We start from the raw sequence: 14,954 nt of genomic DNA, 5'->3' as shown, positions 1-14,954 counted from the left end.
AACTGCAGTTACTCCTCGCGGTCTGGACCGGCGCCTGCCCCACCTGTCACCGCGACATGCCAGAGCCCATATCAACCTGACCAAGCACTACTAGTCGTCGTAGGACGGTTCGCAGGCGGGCGTCTCGGCCGGGGAGCAGTCCGAACCGTCGTTGTCGGGGTTGCAGGCCGTGACCTGCTTCCCGGGGGACGGCATGCACGAGTCCTCGTCCGGCGTGCACGCCGCCTGGTGCCGGCGGGGGATGCTCGCGGCGACGTGCTCCCAGCGTGGGCTGCTGAACACCGTGGCCAGGGAGCTGGCCTTGGCATCGCCGGCGGGCAGGAAGCGGCCCAGGACGCAGGGCGTGACCGTGCCGTCCGGCAGGATCGCCGCCTTGCCGTTCGCGCAGCGCCCGCACAGCTCCGACGTGGACGGGATCGGGATCCCGGTCCTCGCCGCGTTGCCGATGGCGCGCACGTTGTCGACGTGCACCCGGTTCACACCGAGCGCCTGCATCTCAGCGAGGGCCTCCTGGGAACGCTGGCCGTCCCGCATGTGGATGATGCCGACCTTCACCGGGATGCCGCGGCGTACGGCCTCGACGATGTTGGCCCGGGTCGAGTCGTGGGAGCCGGTGCGGCCGGTGATCGCGTCGTGCTGGGCGGGGTCGTCGGAGTAGTACGAGGTCCCCAGGCTCACCTGCGGGTGCGAGAACAGCGCCCAGTGCTCGCGTCGTACCCGGTAGAGGTTGCTGAACACCTGCACCCGCAGGCCGACGCTGAGAGCGTGTTCGACGAACTCGGCGAAGGCGGGGTGCAGGGTGGGCTCGCCGCCGATGAACTGCACGGTCTTCGTTCCGCCGGCGGCGGCCTGGTCGAGGACGCGCGTCCAGTCGTCGGCGGTCATGCTGCCATGGTCGCGCGTTGGGCCTGCCTCGGCGTAGCAGTGTGAAGCGCAGGTGAGTTGGCAGTGGCCCGTGATCTCCAGTTCGAGGAACTCAGGGGTTCCCACACGGGCGGGGTGTTCGGGGGCGATCGTCATAGCGCGTATTCCTCCCGTTTTGGATGCGGCGTCCTCGGTCGGGGCGCCGGACCTCCCGCGTCACGGTGCGGGAGGGGACTCAGAAGCCGACGTGGTGGCGCGTCGGCCGGACAGGCGGGTGATCGGGTGGCGGCTATCTCTCGCCGCCGACGGCCGGGACCTCGCCGGACGGCGAATCAACCAGGCCGTCCGAGAGCGGCCTGAGGCCGCGCAGCCGAATGTGCGCCGGGCAGGCGTACCGACTGACCTGACGGCTCCCCGAGCCCTGATCCTCCACGTGGATCAGCCGCACGTTCGCGGTGTAGCCGCGGCACCAGGCGCAGAACCCGAAGGCTGGCATCAGGCGCCGTTGAGATCCTCGTAGTGGTCGCACAGCGCCGTCACTGACCGGGCGAGTTTCATCGCCACCGTCATCTGTCCCGGGCTGTTGTAGCCGGGGACCAGCCCCAGACGCATGCGAGCCTCCCTCACCCCGGCCAGCGCGCACGCGCTCGGGATGTCTCCCGCCCGGCGCAGGCGGGCCATCGCCTCGATGGTGGGGATGAGTTCCTCGATCTGCCCGCGCAGTGCAGTCCCCAGGGTCGCGACGTCGCCGTTGGGGATGGGGCGGCCGTCCGGAGCGAGGAACCGGGATGCGGTTCTCCGCATGGTCTCGATGTCCGGCGCAAGCTGCTGCTGTGCCTCGGTCATGGACACATCCGCGGTCATCCTGGCGCCTCCGTGCGGTGGCGGTACCCGCCAGGGCCGAGGGCCGCGGCGAGTACGGCGGGGTCGGTGAGTTGGCCCGAGCCATCCGGGTGGTTCAGCCACAGTTGCCCGGCGAGCATCCGGCCGGCGGACGGGCAGTGCAGCGGCCAGCCGTGCGGCTTCACCGACACCGTGCGGATATTGGCGAGTTCCTCGGCGGCGTCGAGCGGCACGAGCCACCACGCGGCATCCCCGTTTCCGTCCGCGAGGACCGGGCCGCGCTGCCCCTCGGGGATGCGCGTCAGGGCTGGCATGGCGTGCACGAGCCGGGACTGGGCGACGAGCCAGCGGGTGCCGGACTCAATGGGGGCGAGGGTGTCGGTGCCCCACGCCAGACGTACGAGTTTCGGGTCCGCGGAGCAGTCGGCGAGCCACGCGTCGCCCTCCTCGTACCGCATCACGGAACGGGTCGGTTGGGCCATGACCAGGACCGTAGGGAGCGGCGCGAATCAGCGCGCAGTCTGATTCGCGAATATTCGCCTACGGGCTCGGCTGATAAGCCGGGATTCTCACGCTAGGTCGGAGACCTGGGCGCGCGCTCTCGCGATCAGACGCCGGGCGCGCGTCCCGTACACCGCGGCCCCCGCGAGGGTGTCCCACACCCGCCGGTACACGGCCACGGTGTCGGCATCGTCCAGCCACAGCTCGGCGTGCCAGTCCTCGACGATCGCGAGCCGGTCGTCGTAAAGCCAGAACGAGTTGGCCGGCGGGATCCGCAGCTGCGCGCCGAGCGGCACGATGCCCAGGCGGACCGTATCCAATCCGATGACGGACATCAGCCGGTCCATCTGCGCGGCAAGCACCTCGGGGGGCGCCACGGCGGCGTGCAGGGCCGCCTCCCACAGCAGGATGTCGAACACCCGGTCCGGCTCCCACAGCAGCGCCTGGCGGCGTACACGTGCCCGGACGGCGTCCTCGACGTCCCTGGGGGACTGCTGGAGCTCGGCGAACCGGGTGAAGACGTGACGGGCGTAGTCCGGGGTCTGGAGCATTCCGACAACCATGGAGCCCTGCCAAGCCCGGAGTTCGGTGGACCGCTCGTACTCGATGGTGAGGACGTCCTGGACAGGGCGGTGTCCGGCGGTCAACTGGCGTCGCCAGGACCGTGTGTGCGTCTCCAGGCCCTGGAGCCGGGCGGTGAGTTCCCCGGCCGTCTCGGGGGCGCCCACGGCGGTAGCCCAGGCGGTGACCTCGTCGGCGGTGGCGGTCTGCCGGCCGGTCTCCAGCTTCGAGACCTTGGCCTGGGGCCACTCCAGCAGGGCAGCAAGGTCCCGTTGGGTGCGCTCGGCGCGCAGCTCACGGAGCCGGCGGCCGAGCGCCTCGCGGGCCTGCTGGAAGTCCGTGGTCACCCTTGGGAAGTTACCCGCTGAACTGGTCGTACGGCATCGCATGGTGCCATGCGGCCTCGCGGGCCTGGGCGTAGCGGAGCACCTCGACCGGGTTGGTGATCAGCTCGACGCCGGTCATGACGTCGTCCTCGTCGAAGTGGAGCAGGGCGACCACGCGGGTGTCGAACAGCCAGAAGTCCTCACGCGGCAGGCCGAGGTCGTCGGCCTGGGCGCGGCCCAGGACCCGGATGTCCTCGCCGACGGCGGTGTTCCGGCGGGCGTTGTCGAGGAGGTACCGCTGTCCCGGGGTCGGCGGCTGGTCAAGGATCCGTACCCGCTCGAACCGCTTCCCGGCCGCGGTCTGCTCGCGCCGGTTGGTGCACCACGGGTCGTCGAGATCCCAGGTGACGGGCTGGCCGGCGGCGAACTGCCGGTAGGTGTCCGTCTGCTCGTCCTCGGCGTACCGGCCGCGGGTCTCCAGCCGCCAGGCCGAGTGCCGGAGTGCGGTGAACATGCCGCCGAACTCGGCAAAGCTGATGGGCTGGGGCACGTGCATGGTCTCCTTCGGTCCGAAGTTCGCGAGGAGTTCGCGAGGCACGGTCACCGCGGTCTCGCCCTCGGCGAGGTCGAGCTGCGCGAGTTCAGCGGGATCGGTGACGGGGTCGCCCTGGACGACGTAGGCGTCGGTGCCGGGCTCGGTGTAGAGAGTGGGGCATCCGTCGTTGCCGGAGTTCGTGCCGACTTTCCACAGGCGCCTGGTCATTGCGGGTCCCTTCGTCGGTCGAGGTGATCTGATCTGCCGCGCACCGTAGTGGCCGCGGGTTCATCTGCGACAGGGCGTCAGTCGCTTCGCTCCGTGCTGTGTGGGTGACTTCGTGTCACGAAAGTGCCACAACGCATCCTTGAGGTCATGCGGCGGAGCAGCATCCCTCATCTGACTCATCTGCCCTTGGGGGGACCATGCGTGCCAGGACTGCCACTGCAACAGCCGGTGTCGCTCTCACTCTCATGCTCACGGGCTGCGGCGGCGCGAGCACCACGCCCAAACAGCCACCGACGACGTCAGCGTCCGCAAGCCCCAGCATGGACCCCGCGGCCAAGGTCCGCGCCTGGGCAAGCGCCGGCGGCACCGACATGCTCAGCACCCTCGCGAAGAGCCTGGGCCAGGTAGACAAGGACTCTCACCCGGTCGACCTGGCAGCGCTCCAGACCAGCTGCGCGCAGCTCACCGCTGATGTCGAGGCGGCACAGGGGGAGGACCCGATGCCGGACGAGACGCTGGCCAAGCGCTGGAAGCTCGCGCTCGATCATCTGGGCAAGTCCGCGTCGGCATGCACGGTGGGCGCGGCCAGCGAAGACCAGACGTCGTTCGACCTGATGTCCGCCGAGATGTCCATCGGCAACGATCACTTGAACGCCGTGGTGAAGCGGATCAACGAGATCACCGCAAACACCGGCGGCTAGCGGTGATCGTGGAGAAGACACTGCCACGTCAGCAGCTGGCGTCACAAGTCAGGCAATATGCGCCCATATCGTGTGAACAGCTGCCACTGTGGCCGCAGTTTCGCACAGCCGACAAAATGGGGGGTTCCGTGCGCCGTACCGTCCTGCCCATCGCCGCCATCTTGCTGCTGACCGCTGCCTGTAAGAGCGGTACCACCACGCATAATGCGGCCGCGCACTCACCTACGCCGAAGGCCACCCAGAGCAGCCACGCTGCGACCGCGCCGAGTCACAGCGCATCCCCCGCGGCCAAGTCGAAGGCGAAGCCGAGGCCGTCCCATACGGCGAAGGGGTGTTCACACACTTCGCCCACGCGTGACGTCATCGTCTGGTACAAGACGCCGGGTCTGCCCAACAGTGCCCAGGTTCTGGGGAACTACGACCTGGTGCTCTGCGAGACCACGTTCCAGTCGCTCACGCACACGTCACCGACCGGAGCCGGGTATTGCACCGAGGCGGCGTATGCGAGTGACAACCCGGGCTATGACGCCGAGGCGACCCCGGCGAAGCGGCTGAAGAAGGTGCAGGTGTCCGTCGGGTCTGCCTGCTGACCCCGGATGCGCGAACGGCACCCGCGCTTGGCGCGTCTCTCGTCGCCCGGCTGGAGCGTTCCGGCAGCAGCCGGGCGGCGGATGAGGACCCCGCTTCCTGATGCCCTCACCGGTCATTCGGAGCAGCTGCCGACGGGGATTGGTGCGGGTTTAACTCGGTGCTCAGAGCGCGTCGCGGGCCTTGCGGCGCTTCGCCGCCGACGCGAGCCCCATGCGGGTGAAGTGGGCCTTCCGCAGGTTCTGGGCGACCTTCGCGATCAGCGCGTCGTCGGCGTCCGGATGGAGTTCGCGGGCCTGCTTCTCGAAGCGGGCCTCGGCTGCCTGTCTGTTCGCCGCGTGCCGGGCCTTGACCTCGTTCACGTTGAAACGGCGCATGGCCTTTTGTGTGCCGGTCGACCGCACCGGCTCAACCGGCATGCCCTCCTTGATCCACTTGATCCACTGGAGGACGGTCCAGTCGGAGACGTCGTAGTACGTCTCCAGCTCGGGCTGGGTCAGCAGCGGGATGAGGCCGGCCGGGAGGGGGACGCGGCGGTCACTCTTCTTCGGCATCGAGGCCCCTTGGCGGCGTTCCCGGGATGAGTGCGGCAGTCGGCTTACCTGCTTATGGGACACGACCTCTGCCGCGGGCTGAATTGGTCGAACACGCCGGCTGGGGTGCGCCATGATCCGGCGGAGTTCCTCGACGACCTCGCCACTCGGCTCCGGAGCTTCCTTCACCCGGGCGTGGATCGAAGGACGATGTCGGGGCCGAGGATCGCCAGACGCTCTTCGCGGGTCATGCCGGGGCCCCGTTGCAGGACGGCTGATCCGGCCGGGCACTGTCGCACTCGTGGAGTCGGGTGGAGCAGGGGCCCGTTGGTGGCGGCTTGGGAGCCGACCCGGCGGGGTTGGTCATGATTCGGCGGAGTTCCGCGACGAGCTCGGGCGTCGGGTCGGGAGCCGCGTCCACGAGGGCGTGGATGCGCGCGATGACCTCGTCGCCGAGGACGGCGCGGCGTCTCTCGGCCGGTGTCAGGCAGTGGCCAAGGCAGTCGTCCGGGCGTTCTGGTTCGTGATCTTTATCCGTTGAGTCAGTCACGCTGAGACTCTGTCCAGGCAGTCTCCGTGCGGCTCCGCCTGATCGCGGGGTTTGCCCTGGCGGATGGCTCAGCGTGCGAAGGTCTGGCACGCATGGGATGCACTGCGCCAGGCGACGGCCAGGCGCCCGGCCGCTGGGGCCGGCTCGGGCGCGGCGTTGTCAGGACTTCGGCGGGTTGCCCTCGCGCCCCCACCGGGTGGCCCAGTACAGATCCCGTACTGGCACGTACTCCTGAAACGCCTTCATGGCCTCGGTCTGCGCATCGCGATGTGCCTTCGTCAGGACCGGAGGCTCTTCCCCAGGAGCAATGGGCTTGGGATCACCCATCACCTCCCGCAACACCTGATAGGCCTCGCTCACCCGGTTCAGGGCGCCCCTGTACCGGTCTTCCAGTTCCTCGAACGACTCGCTCATCCCACTTCCTTTCCACCCGATTGGACGGCGTGGAGCGGGAATGTACGGTCACGGCCAAGGATCAGCAAGCAGCAGGCAGGGAGGTGGCGAAGGGGAGGCCAACACCCCGGGCGCTGCCCTCCCGAGGGGGAGTAGGGCCGCGGTCATCGCATGAGAACTGGGCGAGCACTCAGGCACCCGCGCCGAGGACGGCAGCGCCACCGGCCGCACGCCAGATGGTGTGCTCCAGCGTGCGGAGGCGGGACTCGTGATCGGCGACGTCCTTGCCGATGTCGGAGAGGGCCGGGCCGATGGTGCGGTGTGGTCAGACCTTGCAGAAGTTGAGGCCCTTGAGCGCCTCGTTGATCTGCTTGCCCTGCGCCTCGGTGGTCGTGACGTCCTTGTAGGTGAAGCGCTGGGAAGCGGCCCAGTCAGCCTTGTCGCTGTCGAGCGCGCTGCACTGGTTACGCGCGGCGTCGATGGCCTTGTCCTCATACTTCACGATGCCCGGGTTAGCCGCGGCAAGGGCGCGTAGGAGTTCGGCGCGCATGACCGCAGTCGGCTCGGGCGGGATGCCGACGGCCTTCTCGGCGGCGCTGATGTCGGCGCCGGGCTTGCTGCGCGCGCTGGTCTTCGGCTCGGCAGCGTCGGTTTTGCTGTCGCTGCTGCAGCCGACGAGGGTGATGGCGAGCGCGGCCGTGATGGCAGCGATTGCGGTGCGGGCTCTCATGGTTCCCCCAAGGGTGTGCGGGTGCTGTTGATGGGGATTCGTGAAATCGGATCTGGCCGCGATTGCGTGAATGATCTTGATTGGGCGCGCAGTGCTCAGTTCTCCTGCACTCGCCGGCAAGCGGTTGTAGGAGGTGGGGAACAGTTCAACAGCCGGTGACCGGGCGGGTGGCTGGGGGAGTGGTGGCTTGGAGGTCCCAGTCGGAGGGGGTGAAGGACGAACCGCCCAGCAGTTGCACGGTGCCCTGGACGTTCCTGGCCACGGTCTTGTGCCAGTACCAAGGCCCGGTAGGGGCGGAGTTCGCGGTATCGAAGGTCCAGCCCGACTTTCGCAGGGCTGACTTCAGATGTGCGACGACCTGCGCGTCTGTGCCCCCGCCGGTGAATTCCAGGTTCACGGTCGGCTCGTTCCAGCCGTAGGTGGACTCAATCCCGTCACAGGAGTCCCACATCGGCTTGGCCGCGTGCCTCGAAGAGATATGCGCCCCCGCCGGGGCGACGGCAAGCACCGGCTTGATCGCCGAAAGCAGCCGTCCGCCCGGATCAGGATCCCCGACCGGCTGCGGCGTGCTGCTCCCGCACCCGGCCAGAACCACGACTGCCGCAACCAGGACTACTGAAGCCGCCACCCCGCGTCTCCACCCGGGTGCCGCCATCCTCGCACCGTTGATCATGGCCTTCAGGACGCCCACCTACCTTATTCGGTTCCCCGCACGCCACCCCGCGCACAGGGGATGGCGAGTCCTGCTGCGCGGGGCACGGCGGCCATGAGCCCCATCACCGCCGACGACCAACGAGCGGTGTCTGGGAGACATGGACGTATCTGCTGCAGACTGGGTCCAGCAGGCGGCGGGGACGCCGAAAGCGCTGCTCAGCCAGCCTTTTCTGCGTGAGCGATGCGTGAGCGGACGAGATGGCAGCGGCCGTCAGAGATCGGACCGAAGATCACGCCGAACCTGTCCTGACCAGGTGGTTCCGGACCCCGAAGCACCGTCCGAAACCACCCGTTATGCCATGGCCAGGACTTTTAATCCATTGGTTGTGGGTTCGAGTCCCACACGGCCTACGGGTTGTAGGCGGGGGATACGCCCTCTGACCTGCTACGCAGCGCCCGGGTCGACTTCGGTCGGCTCGGGCGCTGCTTCGTTTTCGAGCCAGTGCGTGAGCGGATGTGTCCCCGGCTGGTGGATCGGTTGGGGCCTGGGCGGACGACTCGGCAGCCGCCGGACGAGAGCGTGGGATCAGCTTCGCTGCCTTCCCGGCGATTTGACGGTCCAGCTCAGGGCGCAGGCTCGTGTACCGCGTCCGAGCTCGGAGGGGCCGCGCTGCGTCACAGCATCCAAGAACCGCCCTGACTGGTGGACCGACGGCACTTACCTTCGGCAGGACCGTCACCGGTCCGATCGTGGTGTTCTCGGTCGCGAGCCGGCCAGCCCCGGGTTCCTCGCCACCGAGCGGCAGCGCCGATGTTCCCCGGGCCAAACACTTCCTGCGGGCGTTGCATCATTTGTAATGAACTCCGCAGGTCAAACGGGTGGTCCGGGCTTTTCACCCCTCATGATGTGGTCGTTCCCCCACCCCTCCCGCAAGGAGCACGACCATGTCCGAGACCACCGAGCCCGAGATCGGCCCGATCAGGATCGGCGACCCGCTCGACGCACCCACCCACCTGATCGACATCCCCGATCACGAGGTGTGGGACGAAATCGAGAAGGGCTTCGCCTGGGTCTTCCACGCCGGTGACGACCGCCGCCTCACCCGGCCGGTGATCATCGCCGACGGCTTCAACCACGGCAAGAGCGACCTCGGCAAGCTCTATCAGTTCCTGGAGGGAGAGGACCATCCCTTCCTCTCCGAACTCCGGCGCAGCGGCAGGGACGTGATCCTGCTCGGCTTCGACGACCGCACCGCGTCCATCCTGGAGAACTCCAAGGCAGCCGAGGCCACCATCCGCAAGGCCATCCAGCTGCGCGAGGGCTCCGAGCGGCTGATCGTCGGCGGCTTCAGCATGGGCGGGCTGATCACCCGCTACACCCTCGCCCGGATGGAGACCGACTTCCACGAGGACGAGCACCAGACGGGCGTGTACTTCTCGTTCGACACCCCGCACCGCGGCGTGAGCATCCCCGTCGGCGTCCAGGCGTTCGCGTACCTGCTCCCGAACGTGAACCTCGTCCAGCCCCACCCCTTCAAGCAGCAGATGAACAGCCCGGCCGCGCGGCAGATGCTGTGGCAGCACTACGACAACGATGCCAAGAAGACCGGGGTGGCCCCCGAGCGCACGGCGCTGCTGAACGAGCTGGAGCGGGTCGGCCAGTGGCCGCAGATCCCGCGCAAGCTCGCCGTCTCCAACGGCCGCGGCGACGGCATCGGGCTGCCCGACGTCGGGCCGGGCGAGGTCGCCCTGCGGCTCGACGTCCGCTACCCCGGCACCACCTTCTACACCCAGGCGCAGGGTGACGACGTGACGGTCGCCTACCTGTACCGGAAGTTCCCGGAGTACGAGCAGACCATTACGACCAGCGGCTTCCCGGAGCTGGACGGCGCACCGGGCGGGACGCTCGCGACGTATGAGATCCTCGCCAACTCGATCATCGAGGCGGGCGGCGAGGCGGACCTGCGGCACCCGAAGGTGTGCTTCGTCCCCTCGGTCAGCGCGGTCGACATCCTGGACTTCGAGACGCAGGAAGACCTGTACGCCAGGGTCGACGGCCTGGACCCCTCCCAGAGCGGCGTGGACGCGTTCCGCTGCTCGTCCACGACGACCCCGCACACCCTCCCGACCGAGGAGCTGTGCACCTGGCTGATCGAGGAGTTCGACGCCTGACCCCTGGCCCGCCCCTGGAACACCGGACGCCGCCTCTCCTCGCATCGACGGGATGAGGCGGCGTCCGCAACATGTACGGCCAGGTCAGCAGATCACAGTGGGTGGCTCTCACCAGCCCCCCCCGGCGGGCACGACCGGGATCGCGAGCGCGGCGACGGCCGCGCCGGTCGTGGCGAACAGGCTGTACGCGGCGGCGAAGACGGCGACCCCGCAGGCCGCCAGGACGAGCACCGGGCCGCGTTCGCCGAGGCGGTCGGACAGGTGACCGGCCGGGACGGAGGCGAGGGTCGCGGCGAGGTCGTACGCGGTGTAGAGGCCCAGCGCGATGGTGGTCGCGTTCTACGTGCCGTGCTCGGGCCCGAGGAGTTCGGTGGGCTTCGTGGGTCAGAGGGTGAATTCGACGGGTTCCGTGCCCTGGGTGACGAGGCTCTTCCACAGGTCGCTGGGGTTGCCGGTGGCGGCGTTGCGGAACTCCTCCCAGTACCAGTCGGCGCCCAGGAGCTGCTTGGTACGAGGGATGGCGACGCCGTCGGGGCCGGTGTAGTAGCGGACCTTCTCGATCTCGCCGTCGGTGACGGCCTCGTAGACGGCCTTCGCGGTCACGGCGGGGCTGGAGCCGGTGCCCTGACTGCCGAAGAAGCGCTGCATGCCGGACTGGTAGTCCTCGGGGATGCCGCCCGCCTGGTCGATCTTGGTGAAGATGCGGGTGGCGTGGGCGCCGGGGAAGACCGCCTTGACCGAGACGCCGAAGTCGGCCATCTCGATGTTGAGGCCCTCGGAGAAGGCCGCGACAGCGGCCTTGGACGCGGCGTAGACGGCTGTGTACGGGTAGCCCTGGTCGGCGCTGATCGACGAGACGTTGACGATGACGCCGGAACGCTGCGTGCGGAAGTGCGGCACGAACGCCTTCGTCAGGGCCATCAGACCGAAGACGTTGGTCTGGAACTGGTCGTGGATCTGCTGCATGGACGAGGCCTCTACGGGGCCCATGTGGTAGTAGCCGGCGTTGTTGACCAGGGCGTCGACGCCGCCGAACTGCGCAAGGGCCTCTTCGGCGAACGAGGCGTCGGCCGCTTCGTCATTGACATCGAGCAGGAGGGTCCTGACGTTCGGCACGTCGCTGTGGAGGCCGAGGTCGCCCTCCTTGCGGACGGTCGCCACGACGTTCCATCCCTGGGACGCGAACAGGCGCACGCTGTCGAGGCCGAAGCCTGACGTGGTGCCGGTGATGACGACGGTGCGGGTCATGGGGGACTCCTTCGGGTCTTCTGGGCTTGAGCTTCGCGAGCGCCGCCGCTCAGGCCGCGCCGGGCTGAACAGACCGGCGGTCTGTTGCCTGCCCCAATTTAAGGTACCGCCGGTCTCATGTCAAAAGACCGGCAGTCTGTAGTATGTGGGCCATGACGTCCTTCCAACGCGCGCGCACCGAGGAGCAGCGCGAAATCCGGCACCAGTCCATCCTCGACACCACCGCCTCCATGCTCGACGAGATGCCCGTCAGCGCGGTCAGCCTGAACGAACTGAGCCGTCGCACCGGGCTGGCCAAGTCCAACGTCATGCGCTACTTCGAGTCCCGCGAGGCGATCCTGCTGGAACTGCTGGACCGGGCCCGCACCCAGTGGACGGACGCGCTTCCCGCCCGGCTGTCCGCCGCCATCGACCGCGAGGCGCCCGCGAGCGAGCGCGGCGAGCAGTTCGCCACCGCTGTCACCGAGTCCCTCACCGACCGCAGGGTGATGTGCGACCTCCTCAGCGCCCAGGCGGGAGTACTCGAACACAACGTCTCCCCCGAGGTCGCAGCCCGCTACAAGAAGGCCGCACTCGCCAACGTCGACACACTCGCCGCTCTCGCCCGCATGCACCTGCCCGAACTGGGCGACCGGGCGCCGGAGCTGGCGGCATTCACGATCATGACCATCGGGGCGGTGTGGACCCACGCCCGCCCGTCCCAGGCCATGCTCACCGCGTACGAGGCCGACCCCTCCCTCGCCGCCCTGAGGATGGACTTCGCCGCCACCCTGCGGCAGATGCTGACCACCCTCACCGCAGGCACACTCGTCCGCGCCTCGTGCTGAGAGCACGACCCTCACCCGACCGCTTTCCACCCTCGGGAGCAGCCTTGCGCGTCATCGTCTTCGGAGCCTCCGGCATGGTCGGGCACGGCGCGCTGCGCGCCTGCCTCCTCGACGACACCGTCACCGAGGTCCTGGCCGTCGTCCGCCGCCCCCTCCCGTCGGCACATCCCAAACTGCGTCAGATCGCCCACACCGATTTCGCCGACTACGCCACCATCCAAGAGCAGTCGAAGGATCTGGACGCCTGCTTCTTCTGCCTCGGCGTCTCCGCCGCCGGCCTGAGCGAGGAGAGATACACCCGCGTCACCCATGGCTACACCCTCGCCGCGGCCCGCGCCCTGCACATGGCCAGCCCCTCGCTGACCTTCGTCTACGTCTCCGGCGAAGGCGCCGACGAACCCGGCACGAGCCGCCAGATGTGGGCCCGCGTCAAGGGCCGCACCGAGAACGAACTCCTGGCCATGCCGATGAGGGCATACATGTTCCGCCCCGGCTACATCCAGCCCGTCGCCGGCGCGTCCTCCCGCACGCCGCTCTACCGCGCCCTCTACCGCGTCACCGCGGGCCTCTACCCATTGCTGCGCCGCGCCTTCCCGCGCCACGTCACCACCACCGACACCGTCGGACAGGCCATGCTCGCCGTCACCCGCCTCGACGGGGCCGCTCCCCACGTACTGCGCAACCCCGACATCAACCACCTCGCCGCAGACCGACCCAGGTAGGGCGCATCTCGCCATGGGCAACGCCCCTCATGGCAGTCACAGCAAAGGCGGCCACCGGGAAGGCCTCGGCGGCAAGATCCGCTACGGCGCCACCGTCACCGGCGTCGCCCGGGCCGTCATCGGCGCCTCCGGCACCTGGGCCGCCCCGACTTGTATGAACCCCCTTGCCGGGCAGTGCTGTTGGCCGATGGGAATGTCGGGGAAGTAGGTTGAGCAGATGTCCGCTGTGCCGGTGATTCTGTTGCTGTCCGGGAGCCTGCGCGCTGGTTCCACCAATGAGGCCGTGCTGCGCACCGCGCAGGTCGTGGCGCCGTCCGTCCAGGTGCGTGCCGTCACGTACGACGGTCTGGCGGAGCTTCCGCATTTCAACCCGGATGACGACACCGACCCGTTGCCGGCCCCCGTGGCGCGGCTGCGGGCGGCGATCGAGGGAGCGGACGGAATCCTGATCTGTACCCCGGAGTACGCCGGAACCCTGCCGGGTTCGTTCAAGAACCTGCTGGACTGGACGGTCGGTGGTACCGAGATCTGCGACAAGCCGGTGGCCTGGGTCAACGCGGCGACACCGGGCCGCGGCCAGGGCGCGGAGGCCACGCTGCGAGCGGTTCTGGGCTACACCGGTGCCGACATCGTGGAGTCGGCCTGCGTGAGGATCCCGGTGGACCGGCGAACGGTCGGCGCGGACGGCCTCATCGACGACGCGGAGGTCCGCCGCCGGCTCGGTGACGTGCTGCGCCTGTTGGCGGCGGCCGGGGAACAGGCCGCAGTGGCAGACCCGGCGTGACCCCTGGTCCTGGTCAGGGGGCTTCCGGTTCGTCCCCGTCAGGTGTGTGTTCGCACGTGCTGCGATTCTTCACCTGAACCATCGGCCCGCCGGCATATCGAGGAAGGACCACGCTGTGCCGCACACGCTGAACCTGTGGCGTCAACAGCTTGGAAAAGTACCCGCGTCGGTCTGGCAGGACCCCGACCTCCAGGTGCTGATCCTCGCGGACAACGGGCTCACCGACCTCTCGCCCGAGATCGGACGACTGCACCGGCTGGCCACCCTGGACCTCGGCCACAACCACCTCACCTCGGTGCCCGCCGAACTGGGTGATCTGGCCGACCTCACAGGTTTCCTCTACCTGCACGACAACAAGCTGTCGGAGATCCCGGACGCATTGGGAAGCCTGACCCGGCTGCGCTACCTCAATGTCGGCGAGAACGCCCTCACCGCCCTGCCCGAGGCCATCGGCCGCATGGCCGCCCTGATCGAACTCCGGGCACAGCACAACCAACTCACCTCGCTGCCTGACAGCGTCGGAGACCTACGCAACCTGCGCGAACTCTGGCTGCGGGGCAACGCGGTCGAAAGCCTGCCGCCATCCATGGCCGACCTCCGCGAACTGCGCCATCTCGACCTGCGGGAGAACACCCTCACAGAACTCCCGGAGGTGCTGGCCGGCCTGTCCCGACTGCGCCAACTCGACGTACGCGGCAACCACCTCACACGGCTGCCGGACTGGGTCGTCGACATGCCCGCGCTGGAGAAGCTGGACTTGCGGTGGAACGACTGCGAGCCAACCCCGTCGCTGCTGACCGAACTGGAGCGGCGGGGGTGCGTCGTCCTCTTGTAGAGCGAAAGCCACTGCTCAACGGCCCGTCATGTGTGAGCTATGCGTGAGTGGACGAAGTGGTTCCGGACGCCGAGGCAGCGTCCGGAACCACCCGGCAAGATCCGCCAGACCTCGTCTGCAGGGGAGAACACGATTTGGCCGGCGGGCCGGAGACACTCGCGAACCGATGGCAGCGGGCAGGGCGGGGCCGTGAACCAGACGGCGCCGTATACCGAGTAGACCGCGTCGAAGCCTTCTCGGTGGATCTGTCGTTCGACAGCGTGCGTCACCTGTGCAGCTGGGACTTCCTCCGCTTCGACGAGGGGTAGGTGTTTGCCTACCCCAGAAGTAGGTTTCGGCCCATGGCGCTTGCCGGTCCC

Annotated in this window: 18 protein-coding genes; 7 read left to right on the top strand and 11 right to left on the bottom strand. The window is 68.6% G+C overall.

Features of this window, described 5'->3' with window-relative positions:
- Positions 1-90: 90 nt before the first annotated feature.
- The 5 genes from ACFWPS_RS37990 to ACFWPS_RS37970 all read right to left on the bottom strand — a co-directional run bounded on the left by ACFWPS_RS37990 (position 91) and on the right by ACFWPS_RS37970 (position 3,858).
- Complete coding sequence (locus ACFWPS_RS37990) at positions 91-1,020, bottom strand: radical SAM/SPASM domain-containing protein (RefSeq protein WP_383714106.1); 930 nt, start codon at positions 1,018-1,020, stop codon at positions 91-93.
- 339 nt (positions 1,021-1,359) lie between these two features.
- Positions 1,360-1,728 carry a DUF6415 family natural product biosynthesis protein gene (locus tag ACFWPS_RS37985; RefSeq protein WP_383714103.1) on the bottom strand — a complete coding sequence of 123 codons (369 nt, stop codon included), beginning with the start codon at positions 1,726-1,728 and terminating at the stop codon, positions 1,360-1,362.
- On the bottom strand, positions 1,725-2,189 hold the full coding sequence (locus ACFWPS_RS37980; RefSeq protein WP_383714101.1) for a hypothetical protein: 465 nt from the start codon (positions 2,187-2,189) through the stop codon (positions 1,725-1,727). The genes ACFWPS_RS37985 and ACFWPS_RS37980 overlap by 4 nt, the downstream gene beginning before the upstream one ends.
- An 87-nt stretch (positions 2,190-2,276) precedes the next feature.
- The gene (locus ACFWPS_RS37975) at positions 2,277-3,116 is read right to left on the bottom strand and encodes a helix-turn-helix domain-containing protein (RefSeq protein ID WP_383714098.1); all 840 of its coding nucleotides are present in this window, start codon (positions 3,114-3,116) and stop codon (positions 2,277-2,279) included.
- 10 nt (positions 3,117-3,126) lie between these two features.
- A complete protein-coding gene (locus tag ACFWPS_RS37970) occupies positions 3,127-3,858 on the bottom strand; it encodes a DUF6879 family protein (protein WP_383714095.1) in 732 nt (243 codons plus the stop codon).
- Between the two features lie 320 nt (positions 3,859-4,178).
- Between ACFWPS_RS37970 and ACFWPS_RS37965 the strand changes: the two genes are divergently transcribed.
- Positions 4,179-4,559, top strand: coding sequence for a hypothetical protein (locus ACFWPS_RS37965; RefSeq protein WP_383714092.1), 381 nt, complete (start codon positions 4,179-4,181; stop codon positions 4,557-4,559).
- A 128-nt stretch (positions 4,560-4,687) separates the two neighbouring features.
- On the top strand, positions 4,688-5,149 hold the full coding sequence (locus ACFWPS_RS37960) for a hypothetical protein (RefSeq protein ID WP_383714089.1): 462 nt from the start codon (positions 4,688-4,690) through the stop codon (positions 5,147-5,149).
- Positions 5,150-5,311: 162 nt separating this feature from the next.
- On the opposite strand, the gene ACFWPS_RS37955 is transcribed toward ACFWPS_RS37960, so the two are convergent.
- From ACFWPS_RS37955 to ACFWPS_RS37940, 4 genes are all read right to left on the bottom strand, one after another.
- A complete protein-coding gene (locus ACFWPS_RS37955; protein WP_383714087.1) occupies positions 5,312-5,701 on the bottom strand; it encodes a hypothetical protein in 390 nt (129 codons plus the stop codon).
- Positions 5,702-6,389: 688 nt separating this feature from the next.
- Entirely contained in the window at positions 6,390-6,644 is a 255-nt protein-coding gene (locus ACFWPS_RS37950) for a hypothetical protein (protein ID WP_383714084.1), read from the bottom strand.
- A gap of 304 nt (positions 6,645-6,948) precedes the next feature.
- A complete protein-coding gene (locus tag ACFWPS_RS37945; protein ID WP_383714081.1) occupies positions 6,949-7,353 on the bottom strand; it encodes a hypothetical protein in 405 nt (134 codons plus the stop codon).
- Between the two features lie 145 nt (positions 7,354-7,498).
- On the bottom strand, positions 7,499-7,981 hold the full coding sequence (locus ACFWPS_RS37940; protein ID WP_383714078.1) for a hypothetical protein: 483 nt from the start codon (positions 7,979-7,981) through the stop codon (positions 7,499-7,501).
- Positions 7,982-8,952: 971 nt separating this feature from the next.
- On the opposite strand from ACFWPS_RS37940, the gene ACFWPS_RS37935 reads away from it, so the two are divergent.
- The gene (locus ACFWPS_RS37935; protein WP_383714075.1) at positions 8,953-10,179 is read left to right on the top strand and encodes an esterase/lipase family protein; all 1,227 of its coding nucleotides are present in this window, start codon (positions 8,953-8,955) and stop codon (positions 10,177-10,179) included.
- Positions 10,180-10,287: 108 nt separating this feature from the next.
- Here the strand turns inward: ACFWPS_RS37935 and ACFWPS_RS37930 are convergent, their stop codons facing one another.
- Both ACFWPS_RS37930 and ACFWPS_RS37925 read right to left on the bottom strand, forming a co-directional pair.
- Entirely contained in the window at positions 10,288-10,410 is a 123-nt protein-coding gene (locus ACFWPS_RS37930) for a hypothetical protein (protein WP_383714073.1), read from the bottom strand.
- Between the two features lie 153 nt (positions 10,411-10,563).
- Positions 10,564-11,427 carry an SDR family NAD(P)-dependent oxidoreductase gene (locus tag ACFWPS_RS37925; protein ID WP_383714070.1) on the bottom strand — a complete coding sequence of 288 codons (864 nt, stop codon included), beginning with the start codon at positions 11,425-11,427 and terminating at the stop codon, positions 10,564-10,566.
- A gap of 152 nt (positions 11,428-11,579) precedes the next feature.
- On the opposite strand from ACFWPS_RS37925, the gene ACFWPS_RS37920 reads away from it, so the two are divergent.
- From ACFWPS_RS37920 to ACFWPS_RS37905, 4 genes are all read left to right on the top strand, one after another.
- Positions 11,580-12,254 carry a TetR family transcriptional regulator gene (locus ACFWPS_RS37920; RefSeq protein ID WP_383714067.1) on the top strand — a complete coding sequence of 225 codons (675 nt, stop codon included), beginning with the start codon at positions 11,580-11,582 and terminating at the stop codon, positions 12,252-12,254.
- A gap of 44 nt (positions 12,255-12,298) precedes the next feature.
- The gene (locus ACFWPS_RS37915; RefSeq protein WP_383714065.1) at positions 12,299-12,976 is read left to right on the top strand and encodes an NAD-dependent epimerase/dehydratase family protein; all 678 of its coding nucleotides are present in this window, start codon (positions 12,299-12,301) and stop codon (positions 12,974-12,976) included.
- Positions 12,977-13,193: 217 nt separating this feature from the next.
- Complete coding sequence (locus ACFWPS_RS37910) at positions 13,194-13,760, top strand: NADPH-dependent FMN reductase (protein WP_383714062.1); 567 nt, start codon at positions 13,194-13,196, stop codon at positions 13,758-13,760.
- A gap of 115 nt (positions 13,761-13,875) precedes the next feature.
- Complete coding sequence (locus tag ACFWPS_RS37905) at positions 13,876-14,595, top strand: leucine-rich repeat domain-containing protein (protein ID WP_383714059.1); 720 nt, start codon at positions 13,876-13,878, stop codon at positions 14,593-14,595.
- Positions 14,596-14,954: the final 359 nt, after the last annotated feature.

This window comes from Streptomyces sp. NPDC058457, from assembly GCF_042720695.1.
Lineage (GTDB): Bacteria > Actinomycetota > Actinomycetes > Streptomycetales > Streptomycetaceae > Streptomyces.
This window is presented reverse-complemented; position numbering and strand designations above follow the sequence as displayed.